At 60.5% G+C, this 23072-nt stretch carries 21 protein-coding genes; 8 read left to right on the top strand and 13 right to left on the bottom strand.

Annotation, left to right across the window (positions count from 1 at the left end; genetic code table 11):
* The first annotated feature begins 56 nt into the window (after nt 1-56).
* The 5 genes from IG616_RS06585 to IG616_RS06605 are packed head-to-tail and all read left to right on the top strand — an operon-like array spanning nt 57 to nt 6011.
* Nucleotides 57-536: a formate dehydrogenase subunit gamma gene (locus tag IG616_RS06585; RefSeq protein ID WP_192147347.1), complete on the top strand. Its 480-nt coding sequence runs from the start codon at nt 57-59 to the stop codon at nt 534-536.
* Nucleotides 533-2089, top strand: coding sequence for a formate dehydrogenase beta subunit (locus IG616_RS06590; protein WP_192147348.1), 1557 nt, complete (start codon nt 533-535; stop codon nt 2087-2089). The genes IG616_RS06585 and IG616_RS06590 overlap by 4 nt, the downstream gene beginning before the upstream one ends.
* A 5-nt stretch (nt 2090-2094) precedes the next feature.
* The gene (gene fdhF / locus IG616_RS06595) at nt 2095-4965 is read left to right on the top strand and encodes a formate dehydrogenase subunit alpha (RefSeq protein WP_192147349.1); all 2871 of its coding nucleotides are present in this window, start codon (nt 2095-2097) and stop codon (nt 4963-4965) included.
* Nucleotide 4966: 1 nt separating this feature from the next.
* Entirely contained in the window at nt 4967-5794 is an 828-nt protein-coding gene (gene fdhD, locus IG616_RS06600; protein WP_192147350.1) for a formate dehydrogenase accessory sulfurtransferase FdhD, read from the top strand.
* Nucleotides 5784-6011: a formate dehydrogenase subunit delta gene (locus IG616_RS06605; protein ID WP_192147351.1), complete on the top strand. Its 228-nt coding sequence runs from the start codon at nt 5784-5786 to the stop codon at nt 6009-6011. The genes fdhD and IG616_RS06605 overlap by 11 nt, the downstream gene beginning before the upstream one ends.
* On the opposite strand, the gene IG616_RS06610 is transcribed toward IG616_RS06605, so the two are convergent.
* The 13 genes from IG616_RS06610 to IG616_RS06670 all read right to left on the bottom strand — a co-directional run bounded on the left by IG616_RS06610 (nt 6008) and on the right by IG616_RS06670 (nt 19815).
* Nucleotides 6008-7003: a LacI family DNA-binding transcriptional regulator gene (locus IG616_RS06610; protein WP_192147352.1), complete on the bottom strand. Its 996-nt coding sequence runs from the start codon at nt 7001-7003 to the stop codon at nt 6008-6010. The two genes, IG616_RS06605 and IG616_RS06610, sit on opposite strands and share 4 nt — an antisense overlap.
* A 66-nt stretch (nt 7004-7069) precedes the next feature.
* Nucleotides 7070-7996 carry a ribokinase gene (rbsK, locus tag IG616_RS06615; RefSeq protein WP_192147353.1) on the bottom strand — a complete coding sequence of 309 codons (927 nt, stop codon included), beginning with the start codon at nt 7994-7996 and terminating at the stop codon, nt 7070-7072.
* A complete protein-coding gene (gene rbsD, locus IG616_RS06620; RefSeq protein WP_192147354.1) occupies nt 7993-8403 on the bottom strand; it encodes a D-ribose pyranase in 411 nt (136 codons plus the stop codon). The genes rbsK and rbsD overlap by 4 nt, the downstream gene beginning before the upstream one ends.
* Nucleotides 8400-9383, bottom strand: coding sequence for an ABC transporter permease (locus IG616_RS06625; protein WP_425504161.1), 984 nt, complete (start codon nt 9381-9383; stop codon nt 8400-8402). The genes rbsD and IG616_RS06625 overlap by 4 nt, the downstream gene beginning before the upstream one ends.
* Before the next feature lie 17 nt (nt 9384-9400).
* Nucleotides 9401-10969, bottom strand: coding sequence for a sugar ABC transporter ATP-binding protein (locus IG616_RS06630; protein WP_192147356.1), 1569 nt, complete (start codon nt 10967-10969; stop codon nt 9401-9403).
* 77 nt (nt 10970-11046) lie between these two features.
* Complete coding sequence (locus IG616_RS06635) at nt 11047-11967, bottom strand: sugar ABC transporter substrate-binding protein (RefSeq protein ID WP_192147357.1); 921 nt, start codon at nt 11965-11967, stop codon at nt 11047-11049.
* Between the two features lie 314 nt (nt 11968-12281).
* On the bottom strand, nt 12282-13037 hold the full coding sequence (locus IG616_RS06640; RefSeq protein ID WP_192147358.1) for a copper homeostasis protein CutC: 756 nt from the start codon (nt 13035-13037) through the stop codon (nt 12282-12284).
* A 28-nt stretch (nt 13038-13065) separates the two neighbouring features.
* Nucleotides 13066-14274, bottom strand: coding sequence for an MFS transporter (locus IG616_RS06645; protein WP_192147359.1), 1209 nt, complete (start codon nt 14272-14274; stop codon nt 13066-13068).
* Nucleotides 14275-14322: 48 nt separating this feature from the next.
* On the bottom strand, nt 14323-15765 hold the full coding sequence (locus IG616_RS06650) for a M81 family metallopeptidase (protein ID WP_192147360.1): 1443 nt from the start codon (nt 15763-15765) through the stop codon (nt 14323-14325).
* Between the two features lie 11 nt (nt 15766-15776).
* On the bottom strand, nt 15777-17696 hold the full coding sequence (locus IG616_RS06655; protein WP_192147361.1) for a beta-N-acetylhexosaminidase: 1920 nt from the start codon (nt 17694-17696) through the stop codon (nt 15777-15779).
* Nucleotides 17697-17725: 29 nt separating this feature from the next.
* The gene (locus IG616_RS06660) at nt 17726-18496 is read right to left on the bottom strand and encodes an SDR family oxidoreductase (protein ID WP_192147362.1); all 771 of its coding nucleotides are present in this window, start codon (nt 18494-18496) and stop codon (nt 17726-17728) included.
* A gap of 43 nt (nt 18497-18539) precedes the next feature.
* Entirely contained in the window at nt 18540-19403 is an 864-nt protein-coding gene (locus IG616_RS06665; RefSeq protein ID WP_192147363.1) for a MurR/RpiR family transcriptional regulator, read from the bottom strand.
* Between the two features lie 25 nt (nt 19404-19428).
* Complete coding sequence (locus IG616_RS06670; protein WP_073013331.1) at nt 19429-19815, bottom strand: RidA family protein; 387 nt, start codon at nt 19813-19815, stop codon at nt 19429-19431.
* Nucleotides 19816-19935: 120 nt separating this feature from the next.
* Here IG616_RS06670 and IG616_RS06675 point away from each other — a divergent pair, with 120 nt between their 5' ends.
* Genes IG616_RS06675 through IG616_RS06685 form a run of 3 tightly spaced genes read left to right on the top strand, consistent with a single transcriptional unit; the run spans nt 19936 to nt 23028 of the window.
* Entirely contained in the window at nt 19936-20427 is a 492-nt protein-coding gene (locus IG616_RS06675; protein ID WP_192147364.1) for a hypothetical protein, read from the top strand.
* A gap of 35 nt (nt 20428-20462) precedes the next feature.
* Nucleotides 20463-21932, top strand: a complete 1470-nt coding sequence (locus IG616_RS06680; protein WP_192147365.1) for a M81 family metallopeptidase — start codon at nt 20463-20465, stop codon at nt 21930-21932.
* Nucleotides 21913-23028, top strand: coding sequence for a D-TA family PLP-dependent enzyme (locus tag IG616_RS06685; RefSeq protein ID WP_192147366.1), 1116 nt, complete (start codon nt 21913-21915; stop codon nt 23026-23028). Before IG616_RS06680 ends, IG616_RS06685 begins: the two co-directional genes overlap by 20 nt.
* The last annotated feature ends 44 nt before the right edge of the window (nt 23029-23072 follow it).

Genomic DNA, 23072 nt, shown 5'->3' on the forward strand with positions numbered 1-23072 from the left:
GTATTGAACGGGAAGGAGCCATGGGCGATTCTGTACGGCCATGGGAGGAGAGCCCAATGAGAGTCATCTTGTCCGAAAAGGACATTGCCGAGCGGACGCGCGCGGTTGTCGAAGCCCATTCCGAGTTGAAGGGGCCCTTGCTGCCGATTCTGCACGAGTTGCAGCACGAATTTGGTCACGTGCCGGAAGGGGCCCTTAGGGTTATTGCTGAAGAGCTGAACCTGAGCCGGGCCGAAGTGCATGGTGTCGCCAGCTTTTATCATGATTTCCGGGAAGCCCCTGCGGGCCGCCACGTCCTGAAGATCTGCCGGGCCGAGGCCTGCCAGTCGATGGGCGCTGATGACCTGGCGGGTCAAGCGGAGACCCGCCTCGATATCACTTTCGGCGGCACGACATCGGACGGAGCTGTGACGCTTGAGGCGGTCTATTGCCTAGGCCTGTGTGCGTGCGGTCCTGCTGCCATGGTCGACGGCAAGGTTGTCGCCCGGTTGGATGCGGGTAAACTCGACACCCTCATTACGGAGTGCGGCCAATGAGCGTTACTGTTTATGTGCCGCTGGACGCTGCGGCCATCGCCCTTGGCGCTGACGAAGTTGCCGATGCGATCCGTAAGGAAGCGGCCGCCCGCGGCAAGGATGTAAAGATTATCCGCAACGGATCACGCGGTATGGTCTGGCTTGAGCCGCTCGTAGAAGTCGTGACCGATGCCGGGCGTGTTGCTTTTGGGCCGGTTTCTGCGGGCGATGTCTCCAGCCTGTTCGACGCGGGGTTCCTGACGGGTGGTGATCATGCACTGAACCTGGGCTTGACCGGGGAAATTCCGTTCCTGAAACGCCAGACCCGCCTGACCTTTGCCCGTTGCGGCATCATCGATCCTCATTCGCTTGAAGACTATGAGGCCCATGGCGGTCTGACGGGTTTGCGCAACGCCCTGAAGATGCCGCGCGCTGATATCATCCAGCAGGTGACGGATTCCGGGTTGCGAGGCCGTGGCGGTGCCGGGTTCCCGACCGGTGTCAAATGGAAGACCGTCCACGATGCGCCGAGCTCGGAAAAGTACATCGTCTGCAATGCGGACGAAGGCGATAGCGGCACCTTTGCCGACCGTATGATCATGGAGGGCGATCCCTTCGTCCTGATCGAAGGGATGGCGATTGCCGCCATCGCCGTCGGGGCCGAGCACGGCTATGTCTACACCCGGTCCGAATATCCCCATGCCATCAAGGCAATGAATGATGCGATCGGGATTGCCCGCAAGGCAGGTCTTCTCGGTCCCTCGGTTCTGGGTTCCGGCTACGCTTTCGACATGGAAGTGCGGGTGGGCGCTGGCGCTTATGTCTGCGGCGAGGAAACCTCCCTGCTGAACTCGCTGGAAGGCAAGCGCGGTGTCGTGCGGTCCAAGCCGCCGCTTCCGGCGCTGGAAGGGTTCCTGGGTAAACCAACCGTCGTCAACAACGTGATCTCCCTGACCTCGGTTCCGGTGATCCTGGACAAGGGAGCTGCCTTCTACCGGGATTTCGGTATGGGCCGGTCTCATGGTACAATTCCGATCCAGATTGCCGGTAATGTGAAATACGGCGGCTTGTTTGAAACAGCCTTCGGTCTGTCACTGGGCGAAATCGTCGATGACATCGGCGGCGGCACGGCAACGGGCCGTCCGGTGCGTGCAGTGCAGGTGGGTGGTCCGCTCGGGGCTTATTTCCCGCGGGATCTGTTCGACACGCCGTTTGACTACGAGGCCTTTGCCGCTCGCGACGGCCTGATTGGCCATGCGGGTGTCGTGGTATTCGATGACACGGTGGACATGCTGAAGCAGGCCCGCTTTGCCTTTGAATTCTGCGCGGTCGAAAGCTGCGGCAAGTGCACGCCCTGCCGTATCGGCTCCACACGCGGGGTCGAGACGCTGGACAAGCTCAAGGCCGGCATCGAACCGGAAAAGCAGATCGAACTCGCAAGCGATCTTTGCAACACAATGAAATTCGGGTCGCTTTGCGCTCTGGGCGGCTTCACGCCCTATCCGGTGATGAGCGCGATCACGCATTTCCCTGAAGACTTCAAGCCAGCGCCGATGGCACAAGCAGCGGAGTGACGAAGATGGGTCTGGTACATGAAACCGATTACGGTACGCCCGCCTCCAAAGCGGAAAAACAGGTCACGCTGACGGTCGATGGCTTTGAGGTCACCGTTCCCGAAGGCACTTCCATCATGCGGGCATCCATGGAAGCCGGTATTGCCATTCCGAAGCTTTGCGCGACGGACATGGTCGATGCGTTTGGTTCCTGCCGCCTCTGCCTGGTTGAAATCGAAGGCCGCCGCGGCACGCCGTCGTCCTGTACGACGCCTGTGGCGGACGGCATGGTGGTTCACACCCAGACGGGACGTTTGAAGGACATCCGCAAGGGCGTGATGGAGCTTTATATCTCCGACCACCCGCTCGACTGCCTGACCTGCGCTGCCAATGGCGATTGCGAGCTGCAGGATATGGCCGGTGCGGTTGGCCTGCGCGATGTGCGTTACGGCTACGAGGGTGGCAACCACGTCAAGGCGCGGGACACCTCCGGTGAGCAGAACGCCCGCTGGATGGCCAAGGACGAGAGCAATCCGTATTTCACCTATGACCCCTCCAAGTGCATCGTCTGCTCGCGCTGCGTCCGGGCCTGCGAGGAAGTGCAAGGTACTTTTGCGCTGACCATCGAGGGGCGGGGCTTTGAAAGCCGCGTGTCACCGGGCATGCATGAGCAGTTCCTGGCCTCCGAATGCGTTTCCTGTGGCGCCTGTGTGCAGGCCTGCCCGACGGCGACCCTGACGGAAAAGTCGGTGATCGAGATCGGCCAGCCTGAACATTCGGTCGTCACCACCTGCGCCTACTGCGGCGTTGGCTGCTCCTTTAAGGCGGAAATGCGCGGCGAAGAGTTGGTGCGCATGGTGCCCTACAAGGATGGTAAGGCCAACCGGGGTCATTCCTGCGTCAAGGGCCGCTTTGCCTATGGCTATGCTTCTCACAAGGACCGCATTCTCGAGCCGATGATCCGCGACAGCATCGATCAGCCCTGGCGGGAAGTATCCTGGGATGAGGCGCTGACCTTTGCCGCCAACAAGCTCCGGGCGATCCAGTTCGAGCATGGCCGGGAGTCCATCGGCGTTATCACTTCCTCGCGCTGCACCAATGAAGAAACCTATCTGGTGCAAAAGCTGACCCGTGCCGTGTTCCGCAACAACAACACGGATACCTGCGCCCGCGTCTGTCACTCGCCGACGGGTTACGGTCTCGGTCAGACCTTTGGCACCTCCGCTGGAACCCAGGACTTTGACAGCGTCGAGGATACCGACGTTGTCATTGTGATCGGCGCCAACCCGACGGATGGCCATCCGGTGTTCGGCTCGCGCTTGAAGAAGCGCCTGCGCCAGGGAGCGAAGCTGATCGTCATCGATCCGCGCCGCATCGATCTGGTGAAGTCGCCGCACATTCGTGCCGCTCATCACCTGGCTCTGCGCCCCGGCACCAACGTTGCTGTTGTTACGGCTCTGGCCCATGTGATCGTGACGGAAGGCCTGTTCGATGAGGCTTTCATCCGGGAACGTTGCGATGGGGACGAGTTCCAGGACTATGTGGAATTCGCAGCCGATCCGGCTCACAGCCCGGAAGCGGTTGAGGCGGTAACAGGCGTTCCTGCCGAAGAACTGCGCAAGGCCGCCCGTCTTTATGCGACCGGCGGCAATGGTGCGATCTATTACGGTCTGGGCGTCACCGAGCACAGCCAGGGCTCCACGACCGTTATCGGCATCGCCAACCTTGCCATGCTGACCGGCAACATCGGCCGGCGCGGTGTAGGTGTGAACCCGCTGCGTGGTCAGAACAATGTGCAGGGTTCCTGCGACATGGGCTCGTTCCCGCATGAGCTGCCGGGCTACCGCCATGTGAAGAACCCGGAAGTGCGTTCGATCTTCGAAAGCCTCTGGGGCGTCGAGATTTCCGATGAGCCGGGCCTGCGTATCCCGAACATGCTCGATGCGGCTGTCGAAGGCACCTTCAAGGGCATCTACATCCAGGGCGAGGACATCCTGCAGTCTGATCCGGACACCCATCACGTGTCTGCTGGGCTTGCGGCGATGGACTGCGTCATTGTTCATGACCTCTTCCTGAACGAGACCGCCAATTACGCCCATGTCTTCCTGCCGGGATCTACCTTCCTGGAAAAGGACGGCACGTTCACCAACGCGGAACGCCGGATCAACCGGGTGCGCAAGGTGATGAGCCCGCGCAACGGCTATGCGGACTGGGAAGTCACCCAGCTTCTGGCCAATGCCATGGGCGCGAACTGGTCCTACAAGCATCCGTCCGAGATTATGGCGGAAATCGCGGCCACCACGCCGAGCTTTGCCAATGTCACCTATGAGCTGCTGGAAGAGAAAGGCTCGATCCAGTGGCCGTGCAATGACACAACGCCGGAAGGCTCGCCGATCATGCATGTGGATGGCTTTGTCCGCGGCAAGGGCCGGTTCATCCGCACGGAATATGTGGCGACCGACGAGCGGACAGGTCCGCGCTTCCCGCTGCTGCTGACCACGGGCCGCATTCTCAGCCAGTACAACGTGGGTGCGCAGACGCGCCGGACCGAGAATGTGGTCTGGCACGAGGAGGATCTGCTCGAGATCCATCCGCACGATGCTGAACAGCGCGGCGTGAAGGATGGCCAGTGGGTCAAGCTCGCGAGCCGGGCAGGGGAAACCTCCCTGCGCGCCAAGATCACCGACCGCGTGGCTCCTGGTGTCGTCTACACGACGTTCCACCATCCGGTGACTCAGGCCAACGTGATCACCACCGATTATTCCGACTGGGCGACCAACTGCCCGGAATACAAGGTTACCGCCGTGCAAGTTGGCCCGTCCAACGGCCCGTCCGACTGGCAGACCCAGTATCAGGAACTGTCGGACCGGTCGCGCCGGATCGAGGCCGCCGAGTAACATGGACCGCTCCCGCCGTTCCGAGGGACATGCTTACCGCGCAGGCAGCTTTCAGCGTCTGTCGCGGGAGCTCGCCTGCGAAACGGCGGTGGCCATCAGCTACAACGGCAGTGCTCATGCCGTTCTCATGGCGACCCCGTCAGATCTTGAGGATCTGGCGCTGGGTTTCACGCTCAGCGAGGGGATTGCGCGCAAGGACCAGATCGAGCGGATCGAGGTGGTGGAGACCCCCCTTGGTGCCGATGTTCAGGTCTGGCTTACGGACGAAGCCGCGGATACCCTGGCCAAGCGCCGCAGGGCCATGGCCGGACCCGTGGGATGCGGCATGTGCGGGCTTGAAAGCATTGAAGCGGCCATGCGCCATGTACCGGAAGTTTTCAGCACCATAAGGCTTCAACCGGCTCAGATCATCGAGGCGGTTGCGCGGATGGAGCGGGGGCAGGAGCTGAACCGCCTGACCCGCGCTGTTCATGCTGCAGGCTTTTATGACCCAGTGACCTGCACGGTCACTGTGCGCGAGGATGCCGGGCGGCACAACGCCATGGACAAGCTGATCGGAGCGAGAGCCCGGACCATGGACGGCGTTCCGGCACAGATCTTTGCAGGCGGGGCGGTTGTGATGAGCAGCCGGCTTTCGATTGAGCTGGTTCAGAAGGCAGCTGTGGCCGGGTGCGGAATTCTGATTGCCGTCTCGGCGCCAACGAGCCTTGCGGTCTCGACCGCGGAGAATGCGGGCATGACCCTTGTGGCGCTCGCCCGCGGCAGTGATTTTGATATCTATACCCGGCCAGACCGGATCATTGATGGAGTTATGCCTGATGTCGCCTGATAAATTGGCCCGAATGGCCAATCAGATCGCCACGTTTTTCAAGAGTCGTCCGCATCAGGAAGGGGTTGATGGTGTAGCAGGTCATCTCAACGATTTTTGGGAACCAAGAATGCGCGCGCAGCTGTTTGAGCTGTTGAAGACAAACCCGGACATGTTCGATCCCCTGGTGCAGGAAGCAGCCAGCAAGGTGCGTCCGGTGGAGGCCAAGGCAAGTTAAACGGCAGCCGCTTCCGGCACAGGTGCTGACGTCTCACGGATGACCAGGTCACCGGCGATGGCCTCATCGCCGGTATCCGTTTGAGCGCTATCGAAAATGCGCTGAACAGCAGAACTCGCGAGTGCCTCAAACGGCTGGCGGATTGTGGTCAGGCGCGGGACGACGAGCGAGGCGAGCGTGATGTCGTCGAAGCCTGTTACGGTCAGTTCGCCTGGGATGTCGATTTTCAAATCCCGGGCGCTACGCAGCACGCCGATGGCAAGCTGATCGCTTGCCGCCGCAATCGCGGTCGGCCTGTCTGGCTCAGACAGGATCTGGTGGCCAATTTCCTCGCCTGAATCATAATCGAAGTGCCCTTCGTGAAGGGTGAGTTCGATCGGGTCTTCGGGCGTGTTTAAGGCCTCGATGCGCGAGACGAAGCCGCTTTTGCGCTGCTGGGCCACATCCATGGACATAGGGCCAGCAATATAGGCGATCTTCCTGTGCCCGAGCGCATGAAGATGGTCGGCGATCTGGCGGGACCCGTTGAAATGGTCGGTCGCTACCAATGCGTAATCGCCATAGCGCCGGTCGAGAGACACGATCGGAAGATCGACTGCCCGTCTCACCTGGCTGCCATGGGTGGCAACGACGATGATGCCGCGCACGGCCCGGTCACAGAGGGCCGAGATCTGGACAGCTTCCGCTTCCGGGTCGTCGTGGGAATTCGACAGCATCACGGAATGGCCGCGCTTGGCCGCTTCCATCTCGATGCTCTTGGCGAGCTGGGCGAAAAACGGATTGGTGATGTCCGGGATCACGAGCCCGAGCACGTCGATCTTGTTGGTGCGCAGCGCACGGGCGGTCAGGTTGGGCGAATAGTCCAGATCCGCCATGGCCTTGAGCACCCGCTCGCGCAGGGGCTGCTTGACCGTGTCGTTCTTGGCAAGCACGCGGGAAACTGTGCCGACGGATACTCCGGCTTTCCGGGCGACGTCCTTGATCGTCGGCATTCAGGCACTTCTCCAAGAGGCGGGACAGATTTGCCGTCTTATACCCTATTCCGGTTGAATTTCTCCCTATCCTGCCGTCGAAGACAGAAATGACAAGACTTCCTCGCGGGTGGGCAGAGAAGATGACGCGCCTTTGCGTGTTGTTGCGATGGCTGCTGCATGCATGGCGAAGCGGATGGCCGCTTCGAAGCCTTCGCCTTCCGCAAGCCGGGTGGCCAGCGCACCGTTGAAGCAGTCGCCAGCGGCAACCGTATCAATAGCTTTCACTTTCGGGGCAGGCAGTGCGCCCGTCTCAGCTTCAAAGGCCCAGGCCGCTCCCATGCCGCCCATGGTGATGATCGCGCCCTTCAAGCCTTGAGCCTTGAGCGCGCGCGCTGCGTCCTGCGCTTCGTCCAGGGTTTGGGGCGTTTCGCCGAGGATGGCGCCTGCTTCTTCCGCATTGGGGGTCATGATGTCGAAACAGGTAAACGTCTCAGGCCCCCAAGCCGGTACCGCCGCGGGAGCCGGATCCATGATCACAAGAACGCCTGCCTTGCGCGCGATGCGGGCAGCTTCAAGGGAGGTTTCCAGCGAGATCTCGTTCTGGAGCAGCAGGACGCTGCTTTTCTCGATCTGTGCGGCATTTTCCCGGATGGTCTCAACAGACAGGCAAGCATTGGCGCCGCCTGCCAGACGGATGATATTGCTTCCGTCTGGAACCACATCGATGAAGGCCATGCCGGTCGAGACGTTTTCAAACTCCGCCAGCTGGGTTTTCACGCCCTTGGCTTCCAGCTGCTGGCGCACGTCCGCACCGAAACTGTCCTTACCGGTCGCGCCCAGCATGGTCACGTCGGCTCCCAGAAGGGCGGCGGCTGCTGCCTGGTTCGCACCCTTGCCGCCGAGCGAGTTGGAGGTCTCGCGCACGGCGATGGTCTCGCCCACTTTCGGCCAGCGGTCGAGGTAGTTGAGCAGATCCAGATTGATGCTGCCGGCAACGGTAACGGGTTTCAAAACGCAACCCCGCACACAAGGATGATATTGGCGTAGGGCGTGATTTCACCGGTCCGGATCACGGCCAGAGCCGACTGGCTGCGGGCTTTGAAATCCGCATGAGACAAGGTTGAGGTGGCGACCTGCTTGCCGGTCGCCGAAGCCCAGCTGCCGGCCTCTGCCTTCATCATCGACGCGACCTCCGTGGAAGCCTCGTTAGCCCAGACAGCGCCTTCGATCACCAGTTCGGTTCTGAGGGCAGCGAGAACGTCCTGCAAGCTGGGCAGACCGGAAGTGATCGCAAGATCGATCACTTCCACGCCGCGCGGCATGGGCAGTCCGGCATCGGCCACGACGATCTCGTCCAGATGACCGGCGCGGGCAACGAGGGAACTCAGGTGGCGGTTCAAAAGAGCTGTGCGTTTCATTTTCTGGCGAACCTTGCGCGGTAATAGTCCAGTATCACGGCGACAATGATAACCACACCGGTGATCATCTGGCGCATAAAGTCACTCAATCCATACAGAATGAGACCGTTCGCGAGAACCCCGATGATGATTGCCCCGAGCAGGGTGCCGATCACGGAGCCACGGCCACCGCTCAGGCTTGTGCCGCCTATGATGACAGCCGCGATGGCGTTGAGTTCGAAGCCTATGCCCGCAATCGGGCTGGAGATGTTAAGGCGGGCCATATAGACGACCGCCGCGACGCCTGCCGTCAGGCCGCAGATGGTGAAGGCGGCGACCTTGTACCAGAACACGGGATGGCCCGCGAGACGCACCGCTTCCTCATTGTTGCCGATGCCGTAAAGCAGCCGTCCGAAGACAGTGAAGTTCAGGATGAACCAGGCAATCAGCACGAACAGCAGAGCCACCAGAAATACCACCGGCACGCCATAAATCATCGCCGAGCCGAATTCCTCAAAGGCGAAGGGGAAGGAGTAGATGGTTTGTGCACCCGAAATCTGAAGGGCGCCGCCTCTGGCGATGTTCAGCATGCCAAGGGTGATGATGAAAGAGGGCAGGGACCAGAAGGCACTGACAATGCCGTTGAAGAGCCCGCAGAGAACACCTGTCATGGTGGCTGCGAAGATCGCGAGCGCAATGGCCTCGGCATCTCCAAACCCAGGCATTGTGATCGCTTTGCCCGCGACAACGGCGGCAAAAGCCATGACAGAACCCACCGAGAGATCGATGCCGCCGATCAGGATGACGAAGGTCATGCCAACCGCCAGAACGAGGTTGATCGTGATCTGGGTCAGGATGTTTGTGATGTTGTTGGCGGTCAGAAAATGCTCGGTGGTAACCGAGAAGAAGATGATCAGCGCTAGCAGTGCCAGGCCAATGCCCGCGTTTTGCATCACAGCCTGCAAGGAGATCCCGTTTCGTGCGGACCCCGTGTTCTTCATGGTGTCGGTCATCATCGTTACTGTTCTCCGGCCGTTTGGTTTTGCCCGTAGGCCAGTTTCAGGATGTTTTCTTCAGAGAAGTCCGGGCGGGAGATTTCGCCCTGGACTTCGTGTTCGGCCAGCACAAGAATCCGGTCGGCCAGGGTCATCAGTTCCGGCATTTCGGAAGAGACCACCAGCAGAGCCACACCTTCCCGCGCCAGCGCCTTGAGAATGGCGTAGATCTCGGCTTTCGCGCCGACGTCCACGCCCCGGGTCGGCTCGTCCAGCAGCAGCACCTTCGGGTTCCGGGCCAGCCATTTGGCCAGAACCACTTTCTGCTGATTGCCGCCCGAGAGACTGGAGACCGCGTCCGCCAGACGTCCGTATTTCAGCTTGAGGCGCTTGCCGCCAGTCCGTGCCAGCTCGCGTTCGGCGGCAAAGTTCAGGATCCCGGAGCGGGAGACAGCCTTCATGCTGGCAAGTGAGGCATTGGCCGCAATCGGCATGTCCAGGATCAGGCCTTCGTCCTTCCGGTCTTCGGTCACAAAGCCGATGCCGGAGGCAATTGCATCGCGGGGACCGGAAAAAGTTACGGCCTGACCATCGCGCAGAAGAGTGCCGGAGCGGGGCGGATCGATCCCGAAGACGGCCCGCAGCAGTTCGGTGCGGCCTGCGCCAACAAGACCGGCAATGCCGACGATCTCACCGTAGCGCAGGTCAAGGGAGACGCCCTTGTCTTTCGGGTTCTGCCGGGTCTGGAGATTGTCGAGAGACAGAGCGATTGCGCCTGGCTGCGGGCGCTCCTCATTCGCGGAGTCATCACTGCCAAGATCCCGCCCGACCATCCATTGGACGATGCCTCCCGGCGAGGTCTCGCTTATGTTCTCGGTCACGATGCTCTGACCGTTGCGGAACACGGTCACCCGGTCGCAGATGGCGAAGACCTCGTCCAGGTGATGGGACACAAAGACAACCGTCACGCCGCGGTCCTTGATGGAGGCGACGATCTCGAACAGGCGGCGGGTTTCGCGCTCGGTCAAGGTTGCGGTCGGCTCGTCCAGGATCAGAATACGGCTGTCGGATTGCAGGGCACGGGCGATTTCGACCAGCTGCCTATGTGCAATGCCGAGAGAGTTGACCGGCGCACGGACATCCACGTCCGTCAAGCCGATGGCGTCCAGCGCTTTGCGCGCACGCTCATTCATCTCCTTGCGGTCGAGCAGGCCGAAACGGGTCTTCGGCATTTTCTCGATGGAGATATTCTCGGCAATGCTGAGGTGGTCGAGGAGATTGAATTCCTGGTGCACCACCTGAACGCCGGAAGCCTTGGCGTCGTGTGGGGAGGACGGGTGGTAAGCCTCGCCATCCAGATGAATGGTTCCAGCGTCATAAGGGAACACGCCGGATAGAATCTTGATCAGGGTCGACTTGCCAGCGCCGTTTTCGCCGACCAGCGCATGGACTTCCCCCTGCCTGAGGGAAAAGCTGACGCCATCAAGGGCTTTTACTCCGCCAAAGTGCTTCTTCACACCTTCAGCCTGGAGAAATGCCTGGTCCGGGAGAGCAGCCTTCAAGGGCGCTGCCGGGAGCGGGGAAGAGGTCATCGGGCCTCCGGAAGAATGGTGCAGCTTAAAATCAACCCCCGCCCCGGCGGACCGGGACGGGAGCTGGGAGGATAGGGTCAGTCAGCGGTGACCAGCTCGATCGGGGTCTTGACCCAGCCTTCGAGCGGTTTTCCGCCTGCAACGACGCTCAGAGCCATGTCGATGGCGTTGGCTGCCATGTCCGTGCCGAACTGGTCGACGGTTGCCAGCATGCGGCCATCCTTGATCATCGGTTCAACGGCCGGGATGTTGTCGAAGCCGACAACCTGAATGTCCTTGCGGCCTGCGCTTTCAAGCGCCTTGACCACGCCGATGGCCATGGAGTCATTGGCAGCCATGACGCCCTGAATGTCCGGGTGTGCGGTCAGCATGGTGGAGAAGACCGAGTTGGCTTCTTCCGTTTCCCAGTGAGCGGTACGGCTGTCGAGCAGGTTCAGCTTGTACTCGGCAACGGAGTCTTCAAAGCCGAGACGGCGCTGGGTCGCGTTGTCCGCCCCTGGGTTCCCCTCAATGATGACGACTTTGGCGCCTTCGCCAAGTTTTTTGGCCAGTGCGTCACCTGCCAGCTTAGCGCCGCCCCGGTTGTCCGGGCCGACGAACGCCAGTTCCACGCCCTGCTGCTTCTTGGCATCCTCATCAAGTGCCACGTCGAAGTTGACGACGACGATGCCGGCTTCCATAGCTTTTTTCAGCGGACGGACCATTGCGCGGGAATCTGCCGGTGCAACGACGATGGCATCAACACCCTGGGTGATGAAGTTTTCGACCGCGTTGATCTGGGATTCGAAATCGGTCTCGTTCTGCATGCCGACAGCAACGAGTTCATAGTCGCCGCGCTTCTGCTGATGGGCTTCCGCGCCCTTCATCATGTTCTGGAAGAACTCGTTGGCGAGGGACTTCATGATGAGGCCGACGACAGGCTTGTCAGCAGCGTTGGCGGTACCAGCAAGCAATATGAGGCTGGTCGCTGCGGCGGCAGCGAGCTTGGAAAATTTCATTGTATTCCTCCCAAAATATGCCGCTTCTCTGCGTGACAGATCAGTGCCCCGGAGCGGCTGCAATATTGAAATCACGGCTTGGGCAGGCTGGTCAATATGAAACGATACAAAAATTTGTATCGTTTCATTTTTTGAGCAAAACCAGCAACTTGAGCGATAGTCTGTGCCGAAGCGTGATGTGGATTAGTGGCCGGGAGGACCGGATAGCTTTGCAGAACAGACCAACTGAAATAATTTAGAATGCTGAAAATATTGAGACTTTCCAGTATGGATCTCTGCCCGACGGCCCATTAAATTTTAGGGGATGTTGCCTCTCAGGGTTGTCTTCCTGCAAGCAGGGCCTTCAGCTGGCGCACAACACCGGCATCGGTTTGTTTGGGACAACCGGACAGGAAACCGAGGTCGAGCAGCCGCTGATGAGTGACCGTTTGAACGGTGGAACAGGACGCGTGAATTTCCTTGATGGCAAGGGTGGGAGTGAACCGGGCGGCATTGCCGGGATTGATGCCGCTGCCGGGCATGATGGAGATCCTGTCGCCAGCGCGCTCGGCAAGGGCGGCGAGCTGATCCAATCCGGCTTCTGCGGTGGGCGCTCCACCTGAGGTCAGGATGCGGGAGAAGCCCAGGTCGATGGCGGCCTCCAGTGCTTCGGTGAGGTCCGGGGCAAGATCGAAGGCACGGTGGAGTGTCACGTCCAGTGTGTCGGCATGTTTGATCAGATCGGAGAGAGTTTTGGTGTCGAGGCGGCCGTCCTCGGTACTGACACCGATGACAACCCCCGGCAGGCCGCAGTCCGCGGCCGCCTCAATGTCGCGCTTGATGATGCCGATTTCCGCTTGTGAATACTGGAAGCCGCCTTGGCGCGGGCGGATCAGAGGATAGATGGGGATGCCCGCACTTGCCGCCTGGCGCATGAAGCCAGGGGAAGGCGTCAGTCCACCGGTGGACAGGGCCGAACAGAGTTCGATCCGGTCGGCCCCGCCCTCGACGGCGGCCAGAAGGCCGTCCATCGTATCAACGCAGACTTCGAGCAGAACGCTGTCCGGGGTGGTGTGCGCAGAAGTGGTCATGGGGCGGGTCTCCGGATGGTGTGCAAAGTCAGTTTGTGGCCGCCGGCTTGCGGCCATCAAGTCCATAGACGAGGGCGACGCCGAGCAGCCCTGCAAGACCGCCGATCATGGAGGTTCCGGCATAGCCGGACACATAGGTGCCGAAGCCGAAGAGCACCGAGCTGAGACCAGCGCTGATGAAGAGATTGACCGAAATCAGCGAGCTGCCAAGCCCCGCAAGATCCGGGATGAGTTCCTGCAGATAGGTGATCGGCAGGCTGATGATTGCCGCGGCACCCAATCCGCTGATCAGGCACAGCGCATAGACGTGCAAGGGGGAAGATGACAGGCCAAGCAGCACGAGATAGGCCGCATAGAGTGCGGCGCCCGTGCAGATGGAGAGAACCGGGCCGAGTTTTGGCTCCATCCGGCCCCAGAACATGATGAAGACGATCTCCAGCATGGCAACGACCCCGATGACTATGCCGACATCGGTCAGGGTTCCGCCTGCGGTTTCCGTGGTGATCAGCGGCAGGACGGCCGCATTCACATGCAGCATGGACGTGATGAGCGAGATGGCGAGAAGCCGCACGAGTACACCCGGCCTTGCGACACGGCGGAGGGAGGCGAGGAATTGAATGTTCGTCTTCAATCCGCCGTCGGATGGCAGCTTGCGCGGCAAGGCGAACTGGAAGAGGCCGAAACAGACAAGACAGGCACTCATGGAGATCAGATAGGCAGGCAACATGCTGCCTGCGTTGGCGAGAACCATGCCCACAAGACCCGGCACCAGCACCCAGGACAGGGAAATCATCGCGCGGACAGCGGCATTGATACCTGCCAGCTCATTGCCCGGCAGCGTTACCGAATATGCCCGCACATTGGCAAAGATCAGGGAGTTCAGGGCGCCGAAGATCGGCAACAGGGCGAGAAGCCCGATCAGGAAGCTGACCGTATTCGCTCCGAAATAGATGATGCCCGAGCCGGCAATGCCGAAGCAGCTGACGACGATCAAGGCGCGCCGGTAGTCGCCGAGCCGGTCCGAGAAGATGCCGATCACCACGCTCGCGATCACGTTGATGATCGCAGCGAAAAGGATCACGGCGGAATAGGCCGCGTCGCTCAGGCCAAATTCCTGAATAGCGATGACGGACTGGAAGGGGCTGGTCGCAGCGCCTGCAAAGCCGAAGAAGAAGATGGCCATTGCGCTGACCCGGATCGGGGCATGGCGGAAGGCTGCCGCGTACATGGAGAACATTTGGGAAAACCGGAAAGGGGCTGCCGGACGATCCGGCAGCCGGGAAAGTTAGGCCTGCCAGCGGGCGGAAAGGCGGGCGGCAGGCGTATAGTTGAAAGTCCTGTCAAACGGGAAGGCAGGAGCGGAACGGCGGGCGTTTGTCAGCCGTTCGATGTCCTGATTGACCACCCCGTCCGTCAGGGCCATGAGGTTGGGGGCCGCGATCGGCGCCAGTTCCGGCGACAGATATCCGGATTTGACCACGACCATCCGGGCCGCTTTAGGATCAAGCCCGAGACGGGTGAAGTCCGGGATGTTGTGATAAGGCCTCCGTCTTGCGGCCAGAACCACTGTGTTCCCGGCGATCTCCACCACGGCCTGTCGCTCATCCCGCGTGCCGCCTGGGGTGTCGTCCAGTTTCAGCACCTTGGCTGTGACTCCAACTTTCTGGCTGGAGGGATCCAGCGAGCCGCCGATCGTGAGCTGAACCATGTTGCCTTCTCCGGCAGCGATGCAGGCTTCAACCGCAGGCTTGTCGGTGATGCCGGCCACGACGGCTCCGGTGAAGCCGCGGCGGAGCAGTTCGGCCAGAACATCGGCCCGGTCGCCAACGCCGCCCCCGGTCGGGTTGTCGCCGGAATCTGCCAGAATGACAGGTCTTGTTGTTGCCTGTTCCGCCAGATCCATCATTTCTGACAGGGGCCCGGTGACCGGTCCGAACTGAAAGCCGTTACGCGCATCCCAGTAGGACTGAGCGATGGTCTCAGCGGTTGTTATCGCCGCCTGCCGGTCTGTGCCTGTAACGACGGCACAGGCCGTTGCCCGCGGCTCGTCTGCCCAGACATAGCCAACCATCAGATTGGCATCGAGCACGCCGGGGGTCTGGTCATGACCGGGTAGAGCGGCATAGAGACCTGCTGCCGGATGATCTTCGGTCGAGGTGCGCTCACCCGGCAGCAAGACAGGAACCGGTGCCCAGGCAATGCCGGGGCGGGTGCCGGTCTTCAGGCAGTCCACCAGCATCGTATAGGCGCGGATCATGGTTTCACGCACATCAATATGGGGCGCTGTGCGGTAACCAGCGAAGATGTCGAGCTGGTCGATGATCTTCTGGCTGACATTGCCATGAAGGTCATAGCTGGCGGCAATCGGGATGTCCGGTCCGGCCAGTTCCCGGACAGCGGAGATCCAGTCACCTTCCGCATCATCCATGCCGTCGACATTCATTGCACCATGCATGGCGAGATAAATGCCGTCGGCGGGCAGCGCCGCTTTCAGAAGGTCCAGAAACTCTGCCTTGAACGCTTCATAGGTTGCCCGGGCTACTGGCCCGCCGGGAACCGCGCGGGCATGGAGAAGCGGGGCGATCTCGACATCCGGCTGAGGCAGGAAGGAGAAATACTCCGACTTCGGCAGAGCGTCCTCGCGCATGACGAAGAAGTCTTCCAGCTGCATCAGCACCGGCGAGTATGTGCTGCATTCCGTATGAATGCCGCCAACTGCAATACGCATCGAACCGAACCTCAAAGCTTGGGTGAATGGGGGGCAATGGCGGCGAAGCGCTGCCAGTCCTTGACAGATTTCGGCGACCAAGCCGCTTCGGCAACTGCACAAAGGCGCGGGAAGACGAGATGGTTGAAGTAACCGCGGGAGAGGAAGTGCTCTGACCAGATGCAGGCCTGAATACCCTTCATCCGGGCGCGCAGGTCATCCGGGAAGTCGCCTTCCGCTTCATAGCCATAGCTGTGCTCGGGCGGAACGGTACCGGCCCAGCTTGCGCCCGGTTCCTGCCAGGCTTCGCTTTGCACCATGTCCAGATAATAGGCCTGGCCGGGGGTCATGACCACGTCATAGCCGCCACGGGCCAGCTCGATGCCGACTTCCGGCTTCTGCCAGGCCATGAGCAGTGTGCCTTCCGTGCTCACGCCGCCGCCGTGGGAGACTTCATCCCAGCCTGCCAAAAGCTTGCCGCGTTCTTTCAGCATATCCTGGATGCGCTTCATGAAATAGGACTGGAGCCCGAAGGTGCCTTCGAGTCCTTCCTTCTGCATCAGGTCCTTGGCGCGCGGCGAGGCAAGCCACGACCCATCCGCCACTTCGTCGCCGCCAATGTGCAGGTAGCGGCAGGGGAAGAGTTCGACCATCTCGTCAAAGACAGTGGCGAGGAAATCGTAGGTTTCCTCGATCGCCGGGTTGAGCGCGTTGTTCGGATAGCCTTGGACGGAGTGATAGCTGTCGGGCGCTTCCTGTCCGTCTGAGAGGGGCTTCAACACCGCAAGGGTCGCGGTGGAGTGGCCGGGAATGTCTACTTCCGGCACGACCTCTACATTGAGGCTCATGGCGTGGGCGACAAGCGCCTTCACGTCTTCCTGAGAATAGAAGCCGGAGACAGGCTCCGCTCCGTTGCCGAGCTGCGGCAGAAGGATCTCATCCGGCCCCCGGGTCGCGCCAACGGTCGTCAGCTCCGGATAGGCCTTGATTTCCAGCCTCCAGGCTTCGTCATCGGTCAGGTGCCAATGGAAGATGTTCATCTTGAACCAGGCCAGGATGTCGACCAGACGGGAGACATCGGCCAGCGGATAGAACTGGCGGGACACATCCAGATGGCAGCCGCGCCAGTCGTAGCGCGGGGCATCTTCAATCGTGCCGGACACCGGGAAAAGGAAGGTCTTGCTGTCAAGTCTGGCGCCATGGAGCAGCTGGGCAAGGGTGGTCAGCCCGTATTGAAGACCTGCCTCAGTGCCATAGGAAAGGGTGACTTTGTCCGCGCCGAACGTCAGCTTGTAGGCCGGGCCGGTGAGGCTTTCGGTCTGGCTAAGGGATAGTTCCCGACCTTCATGAACCGGGCTGAGGGAGAAGGGCACATGGGCTGCCTCGAACAGGCGCTGATAGAGCGACTGCACCTTCTGGACGGCTTCCTTTTCTGCCGCTGTTGCCTCTGCAAGGCAAAGCGCGACCGGATAGGCTGCGCCTTCACCGAGTGCGGCAGACTTTGGCCAGGGCAGCAAGAAGTAAGGTGCTTCGACCTTGCCTTCCGGCAGGAGTGGATGTGCCGGTTCGCTATGTGCGCCTTCCAGCATCAGATCTCCCACGGCACATGGTTTGTGCGTGCCATCGGCCAGGGTCACGTAAGCGGATTTTGCGCCGTCCGTGCGGTGCCGGGCAGGGCGGTGAAGGCCATCGACCTTGAAGGACCAGGATGCTCCGGGAGTGAGCTTGAAGCCCGCAGGCGGGCTGACCTCGTGGAAGTTGGCGTTGCGCCGGAGGAAGACCGCATTTTCGCAGGTGACCTTGGACGTGACCCGGGTCAGGCTGGTGAAGACGACGCGAAAATCCGAGATTTCGGTGCCGGACATGTTGTGCAGGACGAAGGAAAAGCCGCCGGTCAGATCGCCTTCGATCGCATGCCAGCTGTTCTCAAGCGCAAACGGAAGGTTGGCCATGAATGGTTCCTCTGGAAGTCTGATTGTTGTTAGTAATTGTCAGATTGGCTGAAGGTGCGGGCGAGTTCCGCCTGGCCTGCGAGAAGGCCGCAGTCGACCGGCAGACAGACGCCTGTGATCGCAGACGCCTCGGCGCCGGACAGGAAGGCCACGGCGTTGGCGACATCCTTCGGGTCGACGACCCGTTGCAGTGGATACCAGCGCTTGGCATCTTCAAAGACATTGGGATTGGCGGCGGCGCGGGCTTCCCAAGCCTGTGTCTTCACCGTTCCCGGCGCAATCGCGTTGCAGCGGATGCCGTATTTCCCATATTCCACCGCGATCAGCTTGGTCAGATGGATGAGACCTGCCTTTGCCGCGCTATAGGCCGGGTGGCCGAAGACGGCGAGGCCGTTGACAGAGGCAATGTTGACCACGCTGCCGCGCGTGGACTTGAGGTCCGCTTCCAGCGCCTGAAAGGTCAGGAAGGCCGCTTCCAGATTGAGGGCCGTGTCCTGCCGGAAGATTTCTGCGGTGGTGTCGCCAAGGCTGACGGCGCGGGCCGCGCCCGCATTGTTGACGAGCACGGAGACCGTGCCGTGACCAGCAGCTTCTGCGGCAAGGGTCGCGCAGTCCGCCTCCCGTGTCACGTCGCAGGTGACTGGAACGAACTGGTCCCTATGTCCCTCGCAAAGCTTCGTGACCGCTTCAGTGTTGATATCGGCAAGAATGATCTTGTCGTGGGTTTGTGAAAGGCGCTGGGCAATGGCCAGGCCGATATCACCGGCGGCACCGGTGACAACTGCTACGGTTCCAGACATGTCGAGTCCTAGTGGTAAGGGGAGACAGGAACCGCGCAGGCGGTCAGTCCCCGAGAAGCTGCCTGTCGTCTCCATCACGATGGGCAACCAGTTGATGCTTGATGTGGCGCAGGGTGACGGTGGCCTGCGACCGGTTCTGATAGGCGGTGAGGTTCGCCAGAATGTCGACGAGTGCCAGATAGGCGAAGCGGGTCGAGGTGGGCCGGAAGATGTTGTCGCCTTCCGGCAGATCGATGGTGAGCGCATGGTCAGCTGCCGTCGCCACGGCACTGTCCGACTGGCTGAGGGCAATTGTCGTCGCTCCTGCTTCCCGTGCCAGGGTGAAGGCCCGGACCAGTTCCATGTTCCGTCCGGAGAACGACGATCCGATGATCGTGTCCTCCGGCCGGGCTGCCGCCGCGATCATCATCTGCATATGATGGTCGGTGCAGGCAGACACCCTGAGCCCCAGCCGGAACAGCCGGTTCTGCAGTTCCTGGGCAATCATCGAGGAATTGCCGCCAGACCCGAAGGCGTAGATCATGCCGGATCTGGACAGAATTTCAGCAACGGTCTGAGCGGCTTCCGGCTTGAAGGCATGGTGGAAGAGATACAAGGCGTTTTGAGCCTTTGTTACGATATCTTCCGCCACATCCGCCGGGGCTGTGCTGCGCGTGCCTGGATTAAGATACCGGGCACCAACGAACATGGTCTTGGCAAGCTGGATCTTGAAGTCGGCATAGTTCTGGCAATTGAGCCGGCGGCAGAAGCGGGTAACCGTTGGCGGTGAAACCTCCGCGCGCTCCGCCAGCTCGACAATGGAGGCATTCACCGCGAAATCGAAGTCATTGAGCAAAATCTCCGCGATCCGCTTTTCGGATTGCGAAAACTGTTCCTGCTCATTCTGAATCCGGGCGAGAATGTCCATGGGTGCAAGTGCCTTGTCTGCGAAGTTAAGCCTTTGATTTATAGGCTACGCAGTCGATTTCGATCTTGCAATCGACCATCATCGAAGACTGGACGCAGGCGCGCGCCGGAGGATGTTCGCCGAAATAGCTCTGATAGATCTTGTTGAAGGTCCAGAAATCGCGCGGGTCATCCAGCCAGACGCCGCAGCGCACGACATCTGCCGTGGTGTATCCAGCCTCTTCGAGGATGCTCAGAACGTTCTGGATGGTCTTGTGGGTCTGGGGGATGATGCCACCCTCGATCACCTCACCGTCCTCCATTGCGACCTGGCCGGAAACGTAAAGCCAGCCGTCTGCCTCTACGGCACGGGCGAAAGGAAGTCTCTGTCCGCCTGCACCGGCTTTCTCAGCGCCATATCTCTTGATGCTCATGAGGATAGATGTGCTCCGTTATGGAAATTATTTTCTTTGTCGATTGACATCGAACCATATCAGCGGGAAATTGACTAGGAAAAATCGCATAATATGAAAATAATTTAGACAGAGGTAAGAATGCGGGACCCCTTTCTCAATCCGTTCCCTGAGCAGGATCATGATCGCAGAGCCATCTGGGAGATGCTTGTCAGCCGGGACATTGCGGCCTTCCTGGCGGCAGACTGGTCCCTGGTCGAAGACGATTTCATTCCGGAAGGGTTCCTGGGCATCAGCGGCAACAAGACCCGCAATCCGGATGACTGGACGCTGGCTTTCCCGACGCTGGAGCGTTACCAGGACGAATGGCTGCGCCAAGCGAAGGACTTTGCCTCTGTAAAACTGGCCGAAGATGCCAGCACCGCAATCCACACCGCCACACGGCTGGAAGAGATCGACATCCAGGACGGGACCGCCCTGGTGCGCAAGAAGTTCGACGGCGGCATCAAGCTGGCCGGTGGCGGTTTCGACGTCATGCAGTGGCAGACGCTTTATTATTGCCGCTTTCATGAAGGGCGCTGGAAAATCTCCGGCTTCACCGGCTATCTGCCTTATCCCTGGAAAGACGCGTAAACAACAAGCGTGGTCTCCAAGTCAGGAAACATCCTTTGAAACTCTTTACCGCAGTCCTTGCGACGGAAACCAACACGTTCTCGCCGATCTGTATCGACAAGCGGGCCTTCGAGGCCTCGCTCTATGCAAGGCCGGGTGAGCATCCGGTGACGCCGACACTCTGCTCGGCTCCCTTGACGGTGGGGCGCAGGGTCTGTGCGGAAAAGGGCTGGACCTTGGTGGAGGGAAGTGCTGCCTGGGCTGACCCCGCAGGCCTGATCAACCGGCAGACCTATGAAGGTCTGAGAGACGAGATCCTGGATCAGCTGCGTGCGGCCATGCCGGTTGACGGGGTCATCCTCGGACTTCACGGCGCCATGGTTGCCGATGGCTATCTGGATCCGGAAGGCGATTTTCTGAGCCGGATCCGGGACATCGTCGGGCCGGACATTCTGATCTGCACGGAGCTTGATCCTCACAGCCATCTGACGGCGAAGCGGGTGGAAGCTGCGGATTTCTTCGTTGCCTTCAAGGAATTCCCTCATACGGATTTCGTCGACCGGGCGGAGGATCTCTGGCGCATTGCCGTTGATGTTCTGGAGGGGCGGGTAAAGCCGGTCATGTCCGTGTTCGACTGCCGGATGATTGATGTCTTTCCGACGTCCCGTGAGCCGATGCGGTCCTTTGTCGACAAGCTGCAGCGGATCGAGGCGGAAGACGATGATGTTTTGTCCCTGTCGGTCATTCACGGCTTCATGGCGGGCGACGTGCCGGAAATGGGCACCAAGCTGATTGCTGTCACCAACGGCAAGGCCGAAAAGGGCGCTCAGCTTGCCCGCTCGCTCGGCCTGGAGCTCTTCGCCAATCGCGGCCGCCACATGATGCCTCAGCTGACGGTCGATGAAGCTGTCAGCCGGGCAATGAGCGTTGAGACCGGGCCGGTGGTGATTGCCGATATGTGGGACAATCCGGGCGGCGGCACGGCAGGGGACGCCACAGTTCTGCTTGCCGAGCTTCTGGCGCGCAAGGCCGAGGGCGTTGCGGTCGGGACAATCTGGGATCCTGTGGCCGTACAAATCTGTATGGCAGCTGGTGAGGGAGCTGAAATTCCCCTGCGCTTCGGTGCGAAGTCAGCTCCAGGCACGGGCAATCCGATTGACGGCCGCGTGACGGTCGTGAAGCTGGTCCGGAATGCGGAAATGCGCTTCGGCGAGAGCTTTGCGCCCTTTGGCGATGCAGCACATATCCGGCTGGATGGCACGGACATCATCCTGAATTCCGTCCGCGCCCAAAGCTTTGATCCTTCTCTCTTCTCGGTGATGGGCATCGACCCGACCACGAAGAAGATCCTGGTCATCAAGTCGACGAACCATTTTCACGCATCCTTCTCTAGAATTGCGTCCGAGATCCTGTATTGCTCTGCAGGAACGCCCTATCCCAATTCGCCCGCGCACAATCCCTATCGTCTCGTGCGCCGGGACATCTGGCCAATGATGGAGAACCCGCATGGAACGGAAGCTGCCTAACCTGATCCCTGGAGCCGATCTGACCGGCTCGCGCATCGAGCAGCTTTCAACGCCCATACCAGTGATCGACGAGGATCGTCTGGCCGCGAACATCGCGCGCGTGCAGGCCTATATGGATGGCCAGGGAAAGGCTTTCCGTCCGCATATCAAGACCCACAAGGTCCCGGCCTTGGCGGAGCAGCAAGTTGCTGCCGGTGCGAAGGGGATCAACTGCCAGAAGGTGACGGAGGCGGAAATCTTCGCCGATGCCGGCTTTGATGACATTCTGATCACCTTCAATATTCTAGGCCCTGAAAAACTTGAACGTCTTGTTGCGCTGAACGAGCAGATCTCAGGGTTGAAAGTCGCCGCCGACAATGACGTTACGGTTCGGGGGCTCTCTGAGGCTTTTGCAAGCGCCTCGCGGCCGTTGGTTGTGCTGGTCGAATGCGATACCGGTGGCGGGCGCTGCGGTGTTCAGTCTCCGGAAGCCGCTCAGGCGCTTGCGGAGGCCATTGTGGCGGCGCCCAGCCTGACGTTCGGTGGGCTTCTGACTTATCCGAAAGCCTTCAGTGAAGAGGCTGTGGAAGTCTTCTTCTCCAGTACTTTGAAGCTTCTTGAGGGCAAGGGCATTGCATGCCCGGTCGTCAGCAATGGTGGCACGCCGAGCCTGTTCGAGGCGGGCAAGGTGACCTCTGCAACGGAGCACCGGGCTGGGACCTACATCTATAACGACCGGGCTATGGTCCGTTCTGGTCATTGTTCCTATGACGACTGCGCCATGCATATTCTGGCGACGGTGGTTTCCCGTCCAACCGAAGACCGTGCGGTCACCGATGCCGGATCAAAGGCTCTGACCTCGGATCTGCTCGGGTTCGATGATTTCGGCTATGTGGTCGACTATCCGGATGCGGTGATTACCGGTCTTTCCGAAGAGCACGGGGTTCTCGACCTCAGCAAATGTGCACCAGATGCGCGGCCGCAGATCGGCGAACGGATCCGGATCATTCCGAACCACACCTGCGTGGTCTCCAATCTGGTGGACCACATGGTGTTTCATCGGAACGGGGTTGTCACCCGGGTGGAAGCCGTCGCTGCCCGCGGCCGCGTCTGGTAAAGCGGTCTTCACTTGGCAAAGAACATCCGGCCCCGGAGCAATCC

This window comes from Roseibium litorale, assembly GCF_014842915.1.
Lineage (GTDB): Bacteria > Pseudomonadota > Alphaproteobacteria > Rhizobiales > Stappiaceae > Roseibium > Roseibium litorale.